The organism is Lelliottia nimipressuralis, from assembly GCF_004115925.1.
GTDB lineage: Bacteria > Pseudomonadota > Gammaproteobacteria > Enterobacterales > Enterobacteriaceae > Enterobacter > Enterobacter nimipressuralis.
Window position 1 is genome coordinate 67019 of sequence record NZ_SDDX01000014.1, and the last position, 15558, is coordinate 82576.

A 15558-nucleotide genomic window follows, 5' to 3' on the forward strand; every position below is an offset into this window, starting at 1 on the left:
CTCATTATTTTGATTATCAACAGAGTAGAAGCAGGCTACCCGATTAGCAATGCAAGCACTGCCACAATTCGTTATCATGCCCGCTGATTTAACGACAAGGCCGTGGAAATTATCATGCTGTGGTTCAAAAATTTGATGGTTTACCGTCTCAGCCGCGACGTTTCGCTGCGTGCGGAAGAGATGGAAAAACAGTTAGCCGCTTACACCTTTACCCCATGCGGTAGCCAGGATATGGCAAAAACCGGTTGGGTTTCTCCGATGGGTTCTCAAAGCGATGCGCTGACCCACTCGACAACCAATGGTCAAATCATTCTTTGCGCGCGCCAGGAACAGAAAATCCTGCCGTCACCGGTGGTGAAGCAGGCGCTGGAAGCGAAGATCTTCAAGCTGGAGGCCGAACAGGGCCGCAAGCTGAAAAAAACGGAAAAAGATTCCCTGAAGGATGAAGTGCTGCACTCTCTGCTGCCTCGCGCCTTTAGCCGATTCAGCCAGACCATGATGTGGATCGACACCGTGAACGGTCTGATCATGGTGGACTGCGCCAGCGCCAAGAAAGCAGAAGATACGCTGGCTCTGCTGCGTAAAAGCCTGGGCTCGCTGCCGGTGGTTCCGCTGGCGATGGAAAATCCGATTGAACTGACCCTCACCGAATGGGTTCGCAGCGGCAGCGCGGCACAAGGTTTCCAGCTGCTGGACGAAGCCGAGCTAAAAGCGATCCTCGAAGATGGCGGCGTGATCCGCGCGAAGAAGCAGGATCTGGTCTGCGACGAAATCGCAGTTCATATCGAAGCCGGCAAACTGGTGACCAAGCTGGCACTCGACTGGCAGCAGCGCATTCAGTTCGTGATGTGCGACGATGGCTCGATTAAGCGTCTGAAGTTCTGCGATGAGTTGCGCGATCAAAACGAAGATATCGATCGTGAAGATTTCGCCCAGCGTTTTGATGCGGACTTTATCCTGATGACGGGTGAGCTGGCGGCATTGATTCAGAATCTGGTGGAAGGTTTAGGCGGCGAAGCGCAGCGCTAAATTCTCAAATCAGAAAAGCAGGCCGGGTCAGCGTCAACGCTACCCGGCCTTTTTTTATTTCAGATAACGGCACAGATAAGAGGTTGGCTCTGCAACCTGCAGGTTGAACTCGCTGTGGCCAGGGACGTTGAAGACTTCTCCGGCGGTGTACGCCTTCCATTCGGTTTCGCCAGGCAACAGCACATTCAGCGCGCCGCTGATCACCGTCATCTCTTCAGGCTCTGCGGTACCAAAGGTATATTCCCCTTCAGCCATAACGCCCACACTGGCACGGCCAGTACTGCTGCTGGTAAAACCAATGGATTTCACTTTACCGGAAAAGTATTCGTTACTCGAAAGCATGAACTGGCCCTTATGTCTTTGGATAAAAATCCACTATAGGGGCCATCCTCCGTGCCTGTCACGCAAAATCATCAGGCCAGTAATTCAGACGCCAGACGGGTTACCAGAACGTTCGAGAGCAGCACCGGTACATCGAGGGCTTTTTGCAACAAATCACGATGTCGCTGGTGAAAACCGAGACAATCGAGCATCAAAACGTCAGCGCCCTGCTCCAGCAGTTCACGTCCTGCTGATATCAGTTTGGCTTCGCTATCCCAGATCGGGTTTGCCAGGGCAAACAGCGGCGGTTTTTGCAGAACTTTCCACTTCGCTATCTGGTTCTCCAGCAGTTCTGCAATCGGCACGATTACCCCGACCTGATGCCCGTCGACAATCGAGGCCACCAGCGGAGGGATAATCCGCATCGGTTCAAGGAGGATAGCGTTTCGCGCCATAAGACCCGAAATCGGGGCGGTGCTCATTAACAGGATGACGTCATATCCTTGATTATCGAGCACTTCGATCACGCCCTGTAAAGCACGCTCGATTTTGTGATGTGAAACATGCGCGAGTTTACCGTCGCTTAACAATGTCGGCAGGGTCACCTCATTATCTGCAGGTGCGTAGTCTTCCATGACCTCTTCCCGACTCATCTTACCGAGCAGGCTAAGATGGGTGATTTGCTGTTCGGAGACATGCTCAGTTAAGAGCGGTAACACTTCGCTGACAGGGACCACCCCGATGGTGAGGATCGCCAATGTTGCCTTCATCGTTTTCGCCTTTCTTCACTACCATTGCGATAATACAGGCACAAGCTCAATACGCTGCGCGGTTCTTGTTTCAGCTTAAACAGGTCAAAAGCGTAGCAGCATATCCCTACACCGAAATGTAAAGATCCAACGCCCGGTCTGAATCTCACTGTAATAACTAAATATTAACCCCCACTTAACATTCACGCTGAGTTAAAAGTGTGATTCAGGCACGGTTGTTATCGATTTCAGATTTGTATCAGGACTTTTCAGGATCTTCGTAGCGGCGCTTGGCATCCAGTGCTTCCTGCTCAGTTTCATGTTCGCTGATCAGGGAGTCCGGCTTTGGGTGGTCCGCACGCAGTTGATACCAGGTCACGGTTTGGGCACCGGTGCCTTTTTCAATAGTGACAATGCGCGCTTCACGTGGGTATGGCGGTCTGGTTGGCATAGTTCATCCTTTTTTAACGGCTAAACTATGAGTATAGACGCCTGCTAGCTGGCGCAAGCCAAACGCAGGGCGGTAACAATCTGATTTACGACCTGTTCCGGCGACTGTGCGGCGTCGATCACGTGGTGCGCCGCTTCGCGATACAGGGCGTCGCGCTCGGCGAGAATCTCGCTCACCTCTTCGCTGATTGGTTTCCCGGTCAGCGTAGGGCGTTGCCCCTCTTCCGGGAATGCTTCAAGGCGCTCCACCAGGGTAGACACGGGCGCGCACAGGTAAATCACAATCCCTTTCTCGCGCATAAACTGGCGATTACGCTCTGCGAGGATAATGCCGCCGCCGGTAGCAATGATGGTCGACGGTGCGGTTACCGCTTCCAGCGTGTCGCTTTCACGCGCGCGGAAACTTTCCCAGCCTTCTTTTTCGACAATCTCGGCAATGGTCTGGCGGGCCTGAGTTTGCAGCCAGTGATCGGTATCGACAAACTGGCTCTGACTGACACGCGCCAGTTCAAGGCCGACGGTCGTTTTACCGCAGCCACGGGGGCCAACTAAAAAGATGGGTTGGGTCATAGCCAGGTGTTCCCCTTGATACCGCATGGTTGCGGTGTGTAATGTCGAAAAACGAGCAATAATACCATTAAACTAGTACGCAAGGTAACTGTAAAAATAGGATTACAACAAGATTATGTTTGTATGACAGAGAGCGTCTGGCGTGCTTTTAACGCTTGTTCTCTGTAAAGAAATTATTGCATGAGCGGGTACGTCAACTTTACTGTAAAGCACCAGGCGATGACAACCCTGCGGTTGCCACACTATATCACAAAACAGCAATGCTTATCATTACGCAGTACGGCGCTTCACTTCCAGCAGCCATTTATCCAGCTCGGCCGCGAACTGCTGACGGTCACGCTGCGAGAGCGAATCCGGCCCACCGGTCTGCACACCGCTGGCCCGCAGGGTATCCATAAAATCACGCATGGTCAGCTTTTGGCGGATCGTCGCCGGTGAGTAGCGTTCACCGCGCGGATTCAGCGCCGCTGCGCCTTTCTCCAGCACCTCTGCCGCCAAAGGAATATCGGCAGTAATCACCAAATCCTCAGGGCTGCACAGGCGCACAATTTCGTTATCTGCCACGTCAAACCCGGCCGGAACGCGCATTGAACGGATAAATTTCGACGGCGGAATACGCAGATTCTGGTTTGCCACCAGCGTTAGCGGCATCTGCACGCGCTCAGCCGCGCGGAATAAAATCTCTTTAATGACATTCGGACACGCATCCGCATCCACCCAAATCGCCATACTTTCTCCCCTGGATGACATTGGTGGCTATTGTCGCCTGCTTTTCGTTGTTAAGCTATAAATCAGAACTCACAACGGATAATAACGGAGAGACGTGATGGACAAAAAAATCGGTTTTATCGGCTGCGGCAATATGGGAAAAGCCATTCTCGGCGGTCTGATTGCCAGCGGTCAGGTATTGCCAGGGCAGATTTGGGTCTATACCCCGTCACCGGATAAAGTTGCCGCGCTGCATGATGAATACGGCATTAATGCCGCCGAAAGCGCACAGGATGTCGCGCAGATTGCCGACATCGTCTTTGGCGCCGTTAAACCTAACATCATGATTAAAGTGCTGAGCGACATCACCTCCAGCCTGAACAAAGACACGCTGGTGGTCTCCATTGCGGCAGGCGTGACCCTCGATCAGCTGGCACGCGCCCTGGGCCACGACCGAAAAATTGTCCGCGCGATGCCGAACACGCCGTCGCTGGTCAATGCAGGAATGACCTCCGTGACGCCTAACGCGCTGGTAACAGCAGAAGACGTGGCCGATGTGCTGAACATCTTCCGCTGCTTTGGCGAAGCAGAAGTGATTGCCGAATCGATGATCCATCCGGTGGTGGGCGTCAGCGGTTCCGCGCCTGCGTATGTGTTCATGTTTATCGAAGCGATGGCCGATGCCGCCGTGCTCGGCGGGATGCCGCGCGCGCAGGCTTACAAATTTGCCGCGCAGGCGGTAATGGGCTCCGCTAAAATGGTGCTGGAAACGGGTAAACATCCAGGCGAACTGAAAGACATGGTTTGTTCACCGGGCGGCACCACCATTGAAGCCGTGCGCGTTCTCGAAGAGCGCGGATTCCGCTCGGCGGTGATTGAAGCGATGAATAAGTGCATGGAAAAATCAGAGAGTCTCAGCAAATCCTGATGACGCGCGCCGGGCGTCAGGCTGCCACTTCGGTGCGGTTGCGTCCGGCATTTTTCGCTTTGTAGAGCGCCACATCGGCGGCTTTTAGCCACTCGCGATAATGGCCAAATTCAGGCGTTAACGTTGCCACACCAACGCTTATCCGCAGTCGTACCTGCGGCGCGCAGGGTAGCGTTAAGGTTGCCAGCCGCTCATGGACACGCGACATGGCCGCAATGGCACTCTCCGCTGGCGTGCCGCTCATGATCACCGCAAATTCGTCACCACCGAAGCGCCCGATAAGATCCCCGGCGCGCAACGCTAGTTGCAACTGTCGGGTGACGGCAATGATCGCCTCATCGCCCACATCATGCCCCCAGGTATCGTTGATACTCTTGAAATGATCGATGTCGATAATCAGGATCGCCGCCTCGCGATGGCTGCGCCGACAGGTGTCGTATTCATTGCGCAATAAAATTTCCCAGTGACGTCGGTTAAACACGCCGGTCATACCGTCGCGGGTGCTCATCAGCTCCAGACGGCGCTTGTGCTCTGCCAGACGGATGGCGGTCTGATAGCTGACCCAGGCAAAATAGACTGGGTAGAGAACCATCGCCGGCAGCGCCAGCCAGAGTTCCTGCGAAGAGAGGGTAAAGGTGGGAGAGACACCGGTGAGTTTCAGGGTGATCAGGGCCGCAATAATCGTCAAGGTTGCACCAGCAGTGAACAATTTGACGCCCCCTGCCCCCATCAGATTCATGCCTATCATTATTGTCAGTGCCGCCGTGGGAAGTACATTCAGCCCCATCAGCCCCATCCAGATCCCCGCCATAATGGCATCGACTTTCAGGTTCTTTATTTCGCTGGCTCGCGGATCGGCGGCGCGGTAAGCCAGCTGCCAGGCGAGATGTGGCCAGACAAACGCCCAGCCCACCAGCACCAGCCACCAGAGGCCAGGCGGAGACTGGGCGACCAGCGCGCCTGCGACAGGGAAAAACATCGCCGCTAACCCGAACATCCGCGGCAGTCTTACCCGCCGGGCAAATCGGATTCCGGAACGGTGGTGGTCATCCTGAGAAAGGTTCTGGGGCCACTCTTCTCGCGTGACGTCTTTATTGTAAAAGTTATCGTCATTCATAATTTTTGGGAACATTCTGAAACATTTCCCAAATTATAGAGACGGGTGTTGTGGGGAAAGTATGAAATTTCGGGTGAGCCGCTGGCACCGCTCACCCGTTAGGACTACGCGGATTTCTTCAGGCAGGCGCTCATAAATTTACTGCGGTCTTCCCCTTTTAGGGATTGCTGCGTCGCCAGGCCGTTACATTCGCGCATCTTTTGCTGCTGCGGCGTGAGGCTCTTTTCGCCCGGTTTCGACGAACTGTTTTTCAGGCAATCGCTCATGTACGTTTTACGCGCATCGCCTTTCAGCGTCTGGGCTGTCGCCTGTTGATTACAGGTGGTCATCCGTTGCTGCTGCGGAGTGAGCGTTTTTTCGGCGGCGGACGCCACAGACATCAGGAGCAGAGAAGAGAGCAGGGTTACAGTAAGAGTCAGTTTCATAACACCATCCTTTTGTGAAGGTTCACAGTAAGTCTGGTTCGTGGCGGGAAAAATACCACCCGACGGAAGGGGATTTCCGCCGGGTGATCGCTTTATTTCAGGCCAAGAGCGGCTTTCATGGTGTAGAACAGATCCGTTTGATCCGTCAGCCCGACCACATTTGCCGCGTGCGGGCCATACGCCGCGATGCGCAACTGTGTGCCGGTATGTTCCATGGAATCGCCTTCGGAGTTGCCATAGCTCATCACCATTACCGCACCGTCTTTAGTGTTCAGCGCCTGAGTCAGGCCTGGCGCTTTGGTATCAGGTGCCACGATCTGGCTGGCGTGCGCATGGTCAGCGGTCACTACCACGAGGGTGTTGCCGTCTTTCTTCGCGAACGCCAGCGCTTTCTGCACGGCTTCATCAAGATCGACGGTTTCGCCAATCTGACCGCACGGATTCGCCGCATGATCCTGTTTATCAATCGACGCGCCTTCAACCTGCAGGAAGAAGCCCTTCTCCCCCTTGCTCAGCAAAGCGATGGCTTTGTCGGTCATCTGCGCCAGCGTCGGAACGCTGTCATCGCGTTTCGGGTTTGGCGTGCAGGTCACCGCCGGTTTGTCGATGTTGCCGTGGTAAGAGGCTTTTGGCCCTTCCCAGCGCACCGGCATGTTGCCGTCCGAGAACAGGCCGAGCAGCGGCTTGTCCTGGGACGCTTCGGTGATCGCCGCCAGAGAAGCGGCATCGCTCACCAACTGATAACCCCGCGCCTGCGCCTGTTCACGCAGAGTTTTGCCCTGCCATTCTCCGGCCGTCGCGGTTTCCGCGAACGTTTTCGCCCCGCCGCCCAGCGTCACATCGGCGCGGGCATTCAGCAGTTGTTCGGTGATGGAGCCTTTACCGCCCTTTTCCAGCGCATTGGTCGGGCATTTTTCGCTGGTCACGGACGGGCCGTAGCATTTACGCGACGTCACATGCGCCACCAGCGCCGCAGGCGTTGCATCCTGCAGTTCAGCCGTTGAGACGTTACCTGTCGCAAGGCCAGCCGCCTTCGCCATCTCCAGAATCGTCTGGTGATCCTTTTCGTGAATATCGACGCCCAGCGCGCCGTTATAGGTTTTCACGCCCGTGGTCCACGCCGTGGCGGAGGCCGCCGAGTCGGTCACGTAATCAGGCTTACCGGTTTTTTTATCCAGCGCATAGTGGGTGTATTGTCCGGTCAACGGCAATGCGTCAATACCTTTAAAAAAGCCACCGGCCCCTTCGGCATAATTTCGCGCGGCGGTGATTTCGGAATCGCCCATCCCATCACCAATCAGCAAAATAATATTTTTAGCCGGTTTATCATTTAGCGATGCACGCAGCGCTTCGGTTTGATCTTCTGACAGACGGCGTGCGCCGCCCGGCTGCGTGATATCTCCCTGAGCCGCGCGATTATCCAGCACCTGGGTATTCGTGGTGTCGGCATAAATGGCAGGGGTAAATAATAAAGGCAGTAATGCGATGAAAAGTGCGCTCTGTTTCACTTTATTTCTCCATGTACAAATACATAAAAATAAACAGAGCGACTATAGGCACAACTTATGACAATGCTATGACAGGTTTTTAGATTCTGTGACAGATTAACTACGAGGATGCCGCAACAGCTTTTTTACGTATTGCTGTAGCATTTCGCTATCCTGAATCGGCACTTGAGAGTCGGGCCTGGCATCCTCCAGCGCGCCCTCAATACTTCGGATCAGCGCCTGCTGATCGGTCTGCGCCATTTGCCGTAAAAGGGCCGTGACAACGATTTCTAACGCTTCAACCTGGGCAACCAGTTCTTTTGACTCTTCTTCCTTTTGGGCAAGCTTAACCAGCAACTCTGCAATGAGATTTTTCATCGTGCTATTTCCTTATCAGGTTTTTGCTGACGGTATCATTACGGTTGATTATTGCAAAGAGGCGAAAAGTATTATCTTTATGAAAAAACACGCTATGTCGCAAATAACGATGATTTATCGTCAGCGAAACGTTTTGCTATTATAAAAACTGATTGCGTGGCAGCAAAATAGTAGAAAGCAGGCGCCATTATTTTTGAAAACAGCGCCTGTTGTGGGTTAATACATAATATATCTTCTTTACGTCGCGATATTCGCCATTTTCTGACGGCGACGGCGTAATGCTATCGCGAGCTGGATAACGTTCAGTAACACCACCACTGCCGTAGCGGCAAATACCCAGCGGAATCCCGCCATCGCGGAAACGGTCGCGCCCATTAACGGGCCTGCGACATTCCCCAGATACATAAATGACTGGTTATAACCAAAGATGCGTCCGGTGACCTGATCGCTTGAGTATTTCACCAGCAGGGTTTGTACCGCTGGCAGCATCGCCCCATCGGCAAATCCGAGCAGGAAGCGCAGCACGCCGAGCTGGAACGGCGAGGTGACGAAGGACATCGCGAAAAACAGCACCACGGCGATAATCAGGGTCGCCATTAATATCCGCGCCGTACCGATACGATCCCCGAGCTTACCCAGTCGTGGGGCAGAGATCAGCGCGGAAACGCCTGGCACGGCGGCGATCATCCCGCTCAGGAACGCAATATTGTTACTGTCCGGCGCCATGGATTTAATAAACAGCGCCAGAATCGGCCCGATGGAACCGTTGCAGAGCTGAATCACCAGCGTTGTCACAAAGAGGCTGATCATCAGGCCGGGGTAGGGCAGCGTGGCAAAAACCGCTTTACCGCTCAGGCGATCGGCTTTGCTGACCGTCGGGCGCACGCCCTCTTTAATGAGGAACAAGGTCACCAGAAAACTCACCATCAGCAGCATCGCGGTAATGAAAAACACCGCGCGCAAGCCGACGTGGTCAGCCAGAAAACCGCCCATCAGCGGGCCGCCAATGACGCCGCTGATTTGCGCAGTCGAGAGTGTGCTGATAGCCCAGCCGCTGCGCTCGCGCGGAACCTGTGACGCCACCAGCGCCATCGCGTTAGGAATATAACCGGACGTCAGCCCCATCAGGCCGCGCAGGAGAAAGAGCTGCCAGACGTTAGTGGCATAGGCCTGCAGCAGGATTGCGATCGCCATCCCCAGCGAGGCGCGCAGGAGCATCAGCTTGCGCCCTTTGCGATCTGCAAGGCTGCCCCACATGGGCGAGACAATGGCGGAAACCAGGAAAGTAATACTGAAGGTCAGACCCGACCACATTGACAGCGCTTCGTGGGACGACACGCCGAGCTGGGAGACATACAGCGGCAGGAAGGGCAAAATCTGGCTGATCGCAAGACCGGTGAAAAAACAGCCAAACCAGACAGATATAAGGTTGACTTTCCAGGATTCCATAACAGGCAAACTCTTCATTTTTAGGCGAATTCGCCGACAGATTAGCAAGTTGCGTCACATCACGTAGCGCCAGAGGTGCGGCAGCGACAACTTTGGTGTTTTATCTCCCCAGTCATCATATTTGTGAAACAAGTCACAAATCATCCACTTTTTGGTGGTGAATTATGCTTTAACGGCAGAGGCCAAAACCACGCATTCCGAGGTGAAAATGGTTGGCGTGCGCCGCGTTATACTCCGGCCCAAGCCCGTTACCGTAGTAATCACAGCTGGCGCTCAGCAGCGCGCGCAGCCAGGGCTGTGTTTTGTCGTTGCGCCAGCCGCGCAGCACCGTCACCCGCTCGCCGTCTGCCAGATGAAACGCGCTGATATCGAGCGCTTCGGCGCTGGCATGTTCGCTGCGACGCGCATCAGGCCGGTTGTAGATATTGCGACAGGCAAAGCTGCCGAGATGCTCCACGCGCGTCAACGGGCTGCCCATCATCGTCTGAGTGAGCGGCCGGGCCTTTTGATGGATAAACAGCGCGGAACTCAGGGCCAGCGGGCAGCTGGCGATAAAGCTGCTGCTCAGGGAGACCGGGCCGAAACTGCGCACCCGCACGACGCCGTTGAGCGGGCACTCTCCGGCACTGTCCGCCAGCGCCTGGGTCTGGATGAGCTGTTTTTGATTGGCCTGCTCCAGTAGACTGACACAGGCTTCGGGCGTCAGGCGACGCAGCTTAAACTGGCTGATTTTCCCCGGCGGATCGTCGAGCGAAAGCGGGGTAAACGGGTTGTAATACGACGGCAGCCAGCGATAGCCCATCACCGCCGCGCCCACCACAATCAGACAAACCAGCACACTTTTCCCTCGCACAATCCCTCCTCGTCAATAGCTCAAAACATTATGGCAGAAGGCGGCGAAACCCACAGAACATCGTGGTATGTTATGGCCTTTGATGAGTCAGACTGGAAGAAAGTGAAGATGGCGAAGCAGCGGGTAGGAATTGTTTTTGGGGGAAAATCGGCAGAACACGAAGTGTCGCTGCAGTCGGCCAAAAATATCGTTGATGCGATTGATAAGAGCCGTTTTGATGTCGTACTGCTGGGTATTGATAAGCAGGGCCAGTGGCACGTTAACGATGCCAGTCAGTATCTGCTGAACGCAGACGATCCGGCGCATATCGCGCTGAATCCATCAGAGATCAGCGTTGCAACCGTACCGGGCGTCGTGCAGGGCCAGCTGATTAACGCGGGGAATGCGCAAGCGCTATCGCAGATTGACGTGGTTTTCCCGATTGTACACGGCACCCTGGGCGAAGACGGTTCCCTGCAAGGAATGTTGCGTATGGCGAACCTGCCGTTCGTCGGCTCCGATGTCCTTGGATCTGCGGCTTGCATGGATAAAGACGTGACCAAACGCCTGCTGCGTGACGCCGGGCTGAACATCGCGCCGTTTGTGACGCTCACGCGCGCCAATCGCCAGCATTACACCTTTGCCCAAATCACTTCTCAGCTCGGCCTGCCGCTCTTCGTAAAACCTGCGAACCAGGGCTCTTCCGTTGGCGTCAGCAAAGTGACCAGCGAAGCACAGTTCACCGAAGCCGTGCGTCTGGCGTTTGAATTTGACCACAAAGTGGTGGTTGAGCAAGGGATTAAAGGCCGCGAGATCGAGTGCGCGGTGCTGGGCAATGATTTCCCGCAAGCCAGTACCTGTGGCGAAGTGGTGCTGAACAGTGATTTCTACTCGTACGATACCAAATACATCGATGATAAAGGGGCGCAGGTAGTGGTCCCGGCGGTGCTGGATCCAGAAATCAATGACAAGATCCGCGCGATCGCGATTGAAGCCTATCAGGCACTCGGCTGCGGCGGAATGGCGCGCGTTGACGTGTTCCTGACGGCAGAGAATGACGTGATCATCAATGAAATCAATACGCTGCCAGGGTTTACCAATATCAGCATGTACCCGAAACTGTGGCAGGCGAGCGGTATCAGTTATCCGGATTTGATTACCCGTCTGATCGAACTGGCGCTGGAGCGTCATGCTGCTGACAGCGCCCTGAAAAGCTCCGTAAACGGTTAATCCGCTTTTTCGGCGCTCTCGACCGTTTCCGTCGTCGGCTCTTCAGGTCGACGGCGGATTATAAAGCCCGCCAGCCAGAAACTGATCACCCAGGTCACCAGCCCTACCGCATAGGTTTGCCAGCCTTTCGCTTCAAATCCCAGCAGCCCAACGACACCGTTAAGAATAAAAATCAGGCCAATCGCAAAGGCGTAATAATGCCAGTCACGGCGTAGTTTGGCAGACAGCTTCATGGCAACTCCGGCAGAATAAAAAGATATCCTCTCACAGTTTTCTTATGCGGTCTGTGGCGGATGCGGAAAATCTTAAATGCGTCGCAATTTAACTTAAGTCAGCAAAATGTGATGTAAGACATAAATTGCTAAACCAGGAGCATTCCCTGGCCCAAATTACCACGATTCTGATATTGACAAATGCTATGACCTGTCAGACTCACCTTGTATGACTGGCACATTGCCAGAATGAAATAGGGGGAGGTTTTTATGGCAGACTTTACACTGGCGAAGCCGATTTTTGGTGGCAGAAAACCGAGAACCTCCACGTCCGGCAACATCGCCTATGCCCTGTTTGTGCTGTTCTGTTTCTGGGCGGGGTCACAGCTTCTGAATATGCTGGTGCATGCACCGGGCGTTTATGAACACCTGATGCAGGTCCAGGACACAGGCCGACCGCATGTCGAAATTGGTTTGGGTGTCAGCACCATCTTCGGATTGATTCCGTTCCTCGCAGGCTGTGCCATCCTCGGCGTGATAGCCCTGGTGCTGCGCTGGCGCCGTCATCACTGACGTTTAGTTCAGTGACATACAGCGAGCCCGACGATCGTCGACGCGTTTCGCGAACCACGCCGTGGTGAGATTGCGCGTGATCTTCGGGCTTTCAAGCTGAATGCCCGGCAAAACTTCTCTCGGCAACGCGTTGCCACTCTTCTGCTCCGCCAGCTTAAACACCTGCTGATAAAGATCCGTTTTCTCAAATGCCAGGCTGTCCCCTTTCTCCAGCTGACGGCGGATCTCGCTGTTGCTCATATCCAGTTTGATCGCCAGTTTGCGCACCGCCTGCTCGGTTGTACCCGCCTCGCTGCTGCCGTAAGCAATCAGATCGCCATCCAGTGCCAGCTTCGCGCCCGTCGCGCGGTTTACCGCATTCTGGAAAGCGGCGTTACGGCTGGCATACCAGCCCGCGTTGAAATCAGCAAAACGATACAGCGGGGCGCTGTAGTTGGCGGGATAATTCAGGAGATGGTAAGTGCCGAACCACAGCCCACCGCGCAGAGAAAACACCTCCTGGCGCACCGTGCCGTCGATTTCCCACGGATAGCCGCGGGTATGTTTCTCGGCAAAGTCGATGCTGACCTGCATCGGGCCGCCCGTGTGCACCGGATTCAGCGAGCCAAACAGCTTCTGCCCCATCGGCACCATATCGATAAAATCATCGAAAATGGCGCTCAGCTGTTTCTCGGTTTTCACCGTATCCAGCCGCTCGCTGTAGCTTTTGCCGTTAGGCGAAGTGATTTTGAGCGCCGTGTGGACGAGGAACACCGGGATGTGCATTTTTTCTGCCCGGCGGTCTATCTCCTTCCAGGCAATTTTGTTAAGCCCAGGCACCGCCGGATCGGACTGGTACATGGACTCTTGCTGCGCCACCGCCAGCACCGAGCAGATATTCTCCTCGGTCGGGGCTATCTTCTGGCTCTCGAAGGTTTTCGCCAGCACGATTGCCCAGTCGTCGCGATCCTTGACGCTGGCAGGCATTTTCTGACGCACCACGCTTGCCACATCAACAGGCTTTTCGCCCTTTTTCAGCGGCGCGGCACCTTTGTCGGCGCATCCGGCCAGCACGAGAGCGGCCAGCAGTGATAAGGGTAACGCGCGTCGTATGGCAAATGGCATAGCAACTCCCTGTTTTAACCTAATGTGTTGGTCACTTCCTGCAAGTTCTGGTCGTCCAGCTCGCGTTCGAAACTGCGCAGACGCTTATAGATCGACATCAGCTCAACCAGCGTAGTCCATGAAGCAATCAAATACTGGAAAGAACCGCGAACCTGACCGAAAACGTTGTTGATCTGTGTCATCAGACCGAGCGTAATCGTACCTGCGACAATCGACGGGAACAGCAGGAACAAACCGAAAACGCTATCAACCTGCAAATATAAGATGCGGGCGATGTTGAAATACATGTAGTGGAAATAGAGGCGGAAGTAGTTGCGACGCACCGCGCCAAACAGCTCGCGAACAGTCGGCGGTGAGGCGCGTTCGGGGTCATCTTCCCCGTAGACCAGCTCTTTACGGTAGGCAGCTTCCACGCGCTGGTTTTTGAACTCCAGCCCCGGCAGTTTTATCCCCACCGCCGCCAGCAGCCCTGTCCCCATCAGCGACCAGACGATGGCCGCAATCACCAGGCCATAAGGCAGATGGCCGACAATCGGCAGCTCCGGAACGTGCGCGGAGAGCTTGACGAGCACCGGCAGAAACGCGATGAGGGTCATAATGGCGTTGATAAAGCTCACGCCCATATCTTCCAGCGTGGAGGCGAAACGCATCGTATCTTCCTGCACACGCTGCGCGGCACCCTCAATATGACGCAGCTGCTGCCAGTGCGCCATATAGTGTTCGTTCATCGCGGTACGCCAGCGAAAGACGTAGTGGCTGACGAAGAAGTTATTCATGACACCGATAATGACGGCGATTAGCGCGATGCCGAGGAAAATCCCGACTTCATGATAGAACTGATTGATGGTGACCTTGTGCGGGGAACTGAGCGCGGTCTGAATCAGATCGTAAAACGGCGCATACCAGGCGTTGATCGCAACGCCGACCTCCACCAAAAACCAGGTAACAAAGATGATTAGCGCTGTGCCGAGAATCGACCAATACTGCCAGCGATGCGGCGCATAGCTGAACCAGAACAGGGCAAACAGCCCTACGCACAGCGCATAGTAGGCGTAAAACAGCAGATAGCTGAGGGACCAGAAGCGCGCCGCGCTGATAGGCACATCGCCCGTTGCGCCGGTGATGCGCTCAATCCACGCACCGCCGCCCGCCTGCCAGAAAATGACGGCGATCAGCGCCCAAATAAACGCCGAGAGAAAAAAGGGTCCCGGCTTTGGGAAAAAAGACTTAAACATGGTGCTTCCTTCTTGTTGTTATGGCGTTGCTGTGTTCAACAAAATACCACACGAAAAACCCGCCACGCGCCGCTCACCGGCGCGTGCAGAAAAAATAGACCTGTGGTTTATAGGTTAGTTCGCCTGCCATCCGGCAAGAATTGTTTCGGTGAGTTTCACGGTGGGCGCATTACCCGGTGCGCTAAGGGTGCCCCAGACCTCGTTATAGTGCTTAATCAGCACCTGCGCCTGCGCCGCCGGGCGATGTGCGGTGGTATGCGCATCTTCCGCCACCGTGATGTGATAGCCCCGGCTCACGCCATTTTTGAGGGTGGTGTCCACGCAGTAGTCGGTTGCACACCCGCAGATGACGAACTGCTGAATACCGTGTTCTGTTAATAATGCCTCAAGCTGAGTGCGATAGAACGCATCGCAGGCGGTTTTGGTGACATAAAACGCCCCCGCTGGCTGATGCAGTTCAGGCAGCAACGCAAAACCTTCGCTCCCCTCCTCCAGTCCACCCGCTTCGATGTGCTGAATAAATATCACCGTATCGGCGGCGTGTGTAAGCTGATTGATTCGCGAAACGCATTGTTCGCGTTGAATACGAGGCGTCGCAAACACGCCCTGCTGCATATCGACCACCATCACCACACGTTTTTCAGCCATCACCGTCTCCGAAGAATTGAGTCATACCAGCCCCTATCATAAGCCCGATGTCACAAAACAGGAGACTGATTGCAACGAAATTGTTCTTATTTACCCGTGGTTACGTTTTTCCC

General features: G+C 54.7%; 19 protein-coding genes. 4 read left to right on the top strand and 15 right to left on the bottom strand.

Annotated features, from left to right (window positions below; translation table 11 throughout):
• The first annotated feature begins 114 nt into the window (after positions 1-114).
• Entirely contained in the window at positions 115-1029 is a 915-nt protein-coding gene (gene rdgC, locus ETG88_RS12235; RefSeq protein ID WP_100777446.1) for a recombination-associated protein RdgC, read from the top strand.
• Between the two features lie 54 nt (positions 1030-1083).
• On the opposite strand, the gene ppnP is transcribed toward rdgC, so the two are convergent.
• From ppnP to ETG88_RS12260, 5 genes are all read right to left on the bottom strand, one after another.
• Positions 1084-1371: a pyrimidine/purine nucleoside phosphorylase gene (gene ppnP / locus ETG88_RS12240; RefSeq protein WP_100777447.1), complete on the bottom strand. Its 288-nt coding sequence runs from the start codon at positions 1369-1371 to the stop codon at positions 1084-1086.
• 71 nt (positions 1372-1442) lie between these two features.
• Positions 1443-2120: an AroM family protein gene (locus ETG88_RS12245; protein WP_100777448.1), complete on the bottom strand. Its 678-nt coding sequence runs from the start codon at positions 2118-2120 to the stop codon at positions 1443-1445.
• A 238-nt stretch (positions 2121-2358) separates the two neighbouring features.
• Positions 2359-2550, bottom strand: coding sequence for a protein YaiA (gene yaiA / locus ETG88_RS12250; protein ID WP_100777449.1), 192 nt, complete (start codon positions 2548-2550; stop codon positions 2359-2361).
• A gap of 44 nt (positions 2551-2594) precedes the next feature.
• A complete protein-coding gene (gene aroL / locus ETG88_RS12255; RefSeq protein WP_102104321.1) occupies positions 2595-3119 on the bottom strand; it encodes a shikimate kinase AroL in 525 nt (174 codons plus the stop codon).
• Between the two features lie 270 nt (positions 3120-3389).
• Positions 3390-3848: a YaiI/YqxD family protein gene (locus ETG88_RS12260; RefSeq protein WP_100777451.1), complete on the bottom strand. Its 459-nt coding sequence runs from the start codon at positions 3846-3848 to the stop codon at positions 3390-3392.
• Positions 3849-3945: 97 nt separating this feature from the next.
• Between ETG88_RS12260 and proC the strand changes: the two genes are divergently transcribed.
• Positions 3946-4755, top strand: a complete 810-nt coding sequence (gene proC, locus ETG88_RS12265) for a pyrroline-5-carboxylate reductase (protein WP_102104322.1) — start codon at positions 3946-3948, stop codon at positions 4753-4755.
• Between the two features lie 16 nt (positions 4756-4771).
• On the opposite strand, the gene adrA is transcribed toward proC, so the two are convergent.
• The 6 genes from adrA to ETG88_RS12295 form a co-directional block, all read right to left on the bottom strand.
• Positions 4772-5887, bottom strand: a complete 1116-nt coding sequence (gene adrA / locus ETG88_RS12270) for a diguanylate cyclase AdrA (RefSeq protein WP_129035482.1) — start codon at positions 5885-5887, stop codon at positions 4772-4774.
• An 89-nt stretch (positions 5888-5976) separates the two neighbouring features.
• The gene (gene psiF / locus ETG88_RS12275; protein WP_102104324.1) at positions 5977-6297 is read right to left on the bottom strand and encodes a phosphate starvation-inducible protein PsiF; all 321 of its coding nucleotides are present in this window, start codon (positions 6295-6297) and stop codon (positions 5977-5979) included.
• Between the two features lie 92 nt (positions 6298-6389).
• On the bottom strand, positions 6390-7805 hold the full coding sequence (gene phoA / locus ETG88_RS12280; protein ID WP_129035483.1) for an alkaline phosphatase: 1416 nt from the start codon (positions 7803-7805) through the stop codon (positions 6390-6392).
• A gap of 96 nt (positions 7806-7901) precedes the next feature.
• A complete protein-coding gene (gene iraP / locus ETG88_RS12285) occupies positions 7902-8162 on the bottom strand; it encodes an anti-adapter protein IraP (RefSeq protein ID WP_100777456.1) in 261 nt (86 codons plus the stop codon).
• A 237-nt stretch (positions 8163-8399) separates the two neighbouring features.
• Positions 8400-9611 (bottom strand): multidrug efflux MFS transporter, encoded by a 1212-nt coding sequence (locus tag ETG88_RS12290; protein WP_102104326.1) that lies wholly within the window; start codon positions 9609-9611, stop codon positions 8400-8402.
• 169 nt (positions 9612-9780) lie between these two features.
• Positions 9781-10464: an extensin-like domain-containing protein gene (locus ETG88_RS12295; protein ID WP_129035484.1), complete on the bottom strand. Its 684-nt coding sequence runs from the start codon at positions 10462-10464 to the stop codon at positions 9781-9783.
• Between the two features lie 108 nt (positions 10465-10572).
• Here ETG88_RS12295 and ddlA point away from each other — a divergent pair, with 108 nt between their 5' ends.
• On the top strand, positions 10573-11673 hold the full coding sequence (gene ddlA, locus ETG88_RS12300) for a D-alanine--D-alanine ligase (RefSeq protein ID WP_129035520.1): 1101 nt from the start codon (positions 10573-10575) through the stop codon (positions 11671-11673).
• Here ddlA and ETG88_RS12305 read toward each other — a convergent pair.
• Positions 11670-11906, bottom strand: coding sequence for a DUF2754 domain-containing protein (locus tag ETG88_RS12305; RefSeq protein ID WP_102104328.1), 237 nt, complete (start codon positions 11904-11906; stop codon positions 11670-11672). The two genes, ddlA and ETG88_RS12305, sit on opposite strands and share 4 nt — an antisense overlap.
• A gap of 249 nt (positions 11907-12155) precedes the next feature.
• Between ETG88_RS12305 and ETG88_RS12310 the strand changes: the two genes are divergently transcribed.
• Positions 12156-12458, top strand: a complete 303-nt coding sequence (locus ETG88_RS12310) for a DUF2755 family protein (protein ID WP_102104329.1) — start codon at positions 12156-12158, stop codon at positions 12456-12458.
• A 3-nt stretch (positions 12459-12461) separates the two neighbouring features.
• Here the strand turns inward: ETG88_RS12310 and ETG88_RS12315 are convergent, their stop codons facing one another.
• The 3 genes from ETG88_RS12315 to ETG88_RS12325 form a co-directional block, all read right to left on the bottom strand.
• On the bottom strand, positions 12462-13562 hold the full coding sequence (locus tag ETG88_RS12315) for a DUF1615 domain-containing protein (protein ID WP_129035485.1): 1101 nt from the start codon (positions 13560-13562) through the stop codon (positions 12462-12464).
• 14 nt (positions 13563-13576) lie between these two features.
• Positions 13577-14797, bottom strand: a complete 1221-nt coding sequence (gene sbmA, locus ETG88_RS12320) for a peptide antibiotic transporter SbmA (protein WP_129035486.1) — start codon at positions 14795-14797, stop codon at positions 13577-13579.
• Positions 14798-14911: 114 nt separating this feature from the next.
• Entirely contained in the window at positions 14912-15445 is a 534-nt protein-coding gene (locus tag ETG88_RS12325; protein ID WP_129035487.1) for an isochorismatase family protein, read from the bottom strand.
• Positions 15446-15558 lie beyond the last annotated feature (113 nt).

Bases quoted from the DNA above. Each gene is read 5' to 3' on its own strand.
- rdgC (WP_100777446.1), top strand. From the start codon at position 115: ATGCTGTGGTTCAAAAATTTGATGGTTTACCGTCTCAGCCGCGACGTT.
- ppnP (WP_100777447.1), bottom strand. From the start codon at position 1,371: ATGCTTTCGAGTAACGAATACTTTTCCGGTAAAGTGAAATCCATTGGT.
- ETG88_RS12245 (WP_100777448.1), bottom strand. From the start codon at position 2,120: ATGAAGGCAACATTGGCGATCCTCACCATCGGGGTGGTCCCTGTCAGC.
- yaiA (WP_100777449.1), bottom strand. From the start codon at position 2,550: ATGCCAACCAGACCGCCATACCCACGTGAAGCGCGCATTGTCACTATT.
- aroL (WP_102104321.1), bottom strand. From the start codon at position 3,119: ATGACCCAACCCATCTTTTTAGTTGGCCCCCGTGGCTGCGGTAAAACG.
- ETG88_RS12260 (WP_100777451.1), bottom strand. From the start codon at position 3,848: ATGGCGATTTGGGTGGATGCGGATGCGTGTCCGAATGTCATTAAAGAG.
- proC (WP_102104322.1), top strand. From the start codon at position 3,946: ATGGACAAAAAAATCGGTTTTATCGGCTGCGGCAATATGGGAAAAGCC.
- adrA (WP_129035482.1), bottom strand. From the start codon at position 5,887: ATGTTCCCAAAAATTATGAATGACGATAACTTTTACAATAAAGACGTC.
- psiF (WP_102104324.1), bottom strand. From the start codon at position 6,297: ATGAAACTGACTCTTACTGTAACCCTGCTCTCTTCTCTGCTCCTGATG.
- iraP (WP_100777456.1), bottom strand. From the start codon at position 8,162: ATGAAAAATCTCATTGCAGAGTTGCTGGTTAAGCTTGCCCAAAAGGAA.
- ETG88_RS12290 (WP_102104326.1), bottom strand. From the start codon at position 9,611: ATGGAATCCTGGAAAGTCAACCTTATATCTGTCTGGTTTGGCTGTTTT.
- ddlA (WP_129035520.1), top strand. From the start codon at position 10,573: ATGGCGAAGCAGCGGGTAGGAATTGTTTTTGGGGGAAAATCGGCAGAA.
- ETG88_RS12305 (WP_102104328.1), bottom strand. From the start codon at position 11,906: ATGAAGCTGTCTGCCAAACTACGCCGTGACTGGCATTATTACGCCTTT.
- ETG88_RS12310 (WP_102104329.1), top strand. From the start codon at position 12,156: ATGGCAGACTTTACACTGGCGAAGCCGATTTTTGGTGGCAGAAAACCG.
- ETG88_RS12315 (WP_129035485.1), bottom strand. From the start codon at position 13,562: ATGCCATTTGCCATACGACGCGCGTTACCCTTATCACTGCTGGCCGCT.
- sbmA (WP_129035486.1), bottom strand. From the start codon at position 14,797: ATGTTTAAGTCTTTTTTCCCAAAGCCGGGACCCTTTTTTCTCTCGGCG.
- ETG88_RS12325 (WP_129035487.1), bottom strand. From the start codon at position 15,445: ATGGCTGAAAAACGTGTGGTGATGGTGGTCGATATGCAGCAGGGCGTG.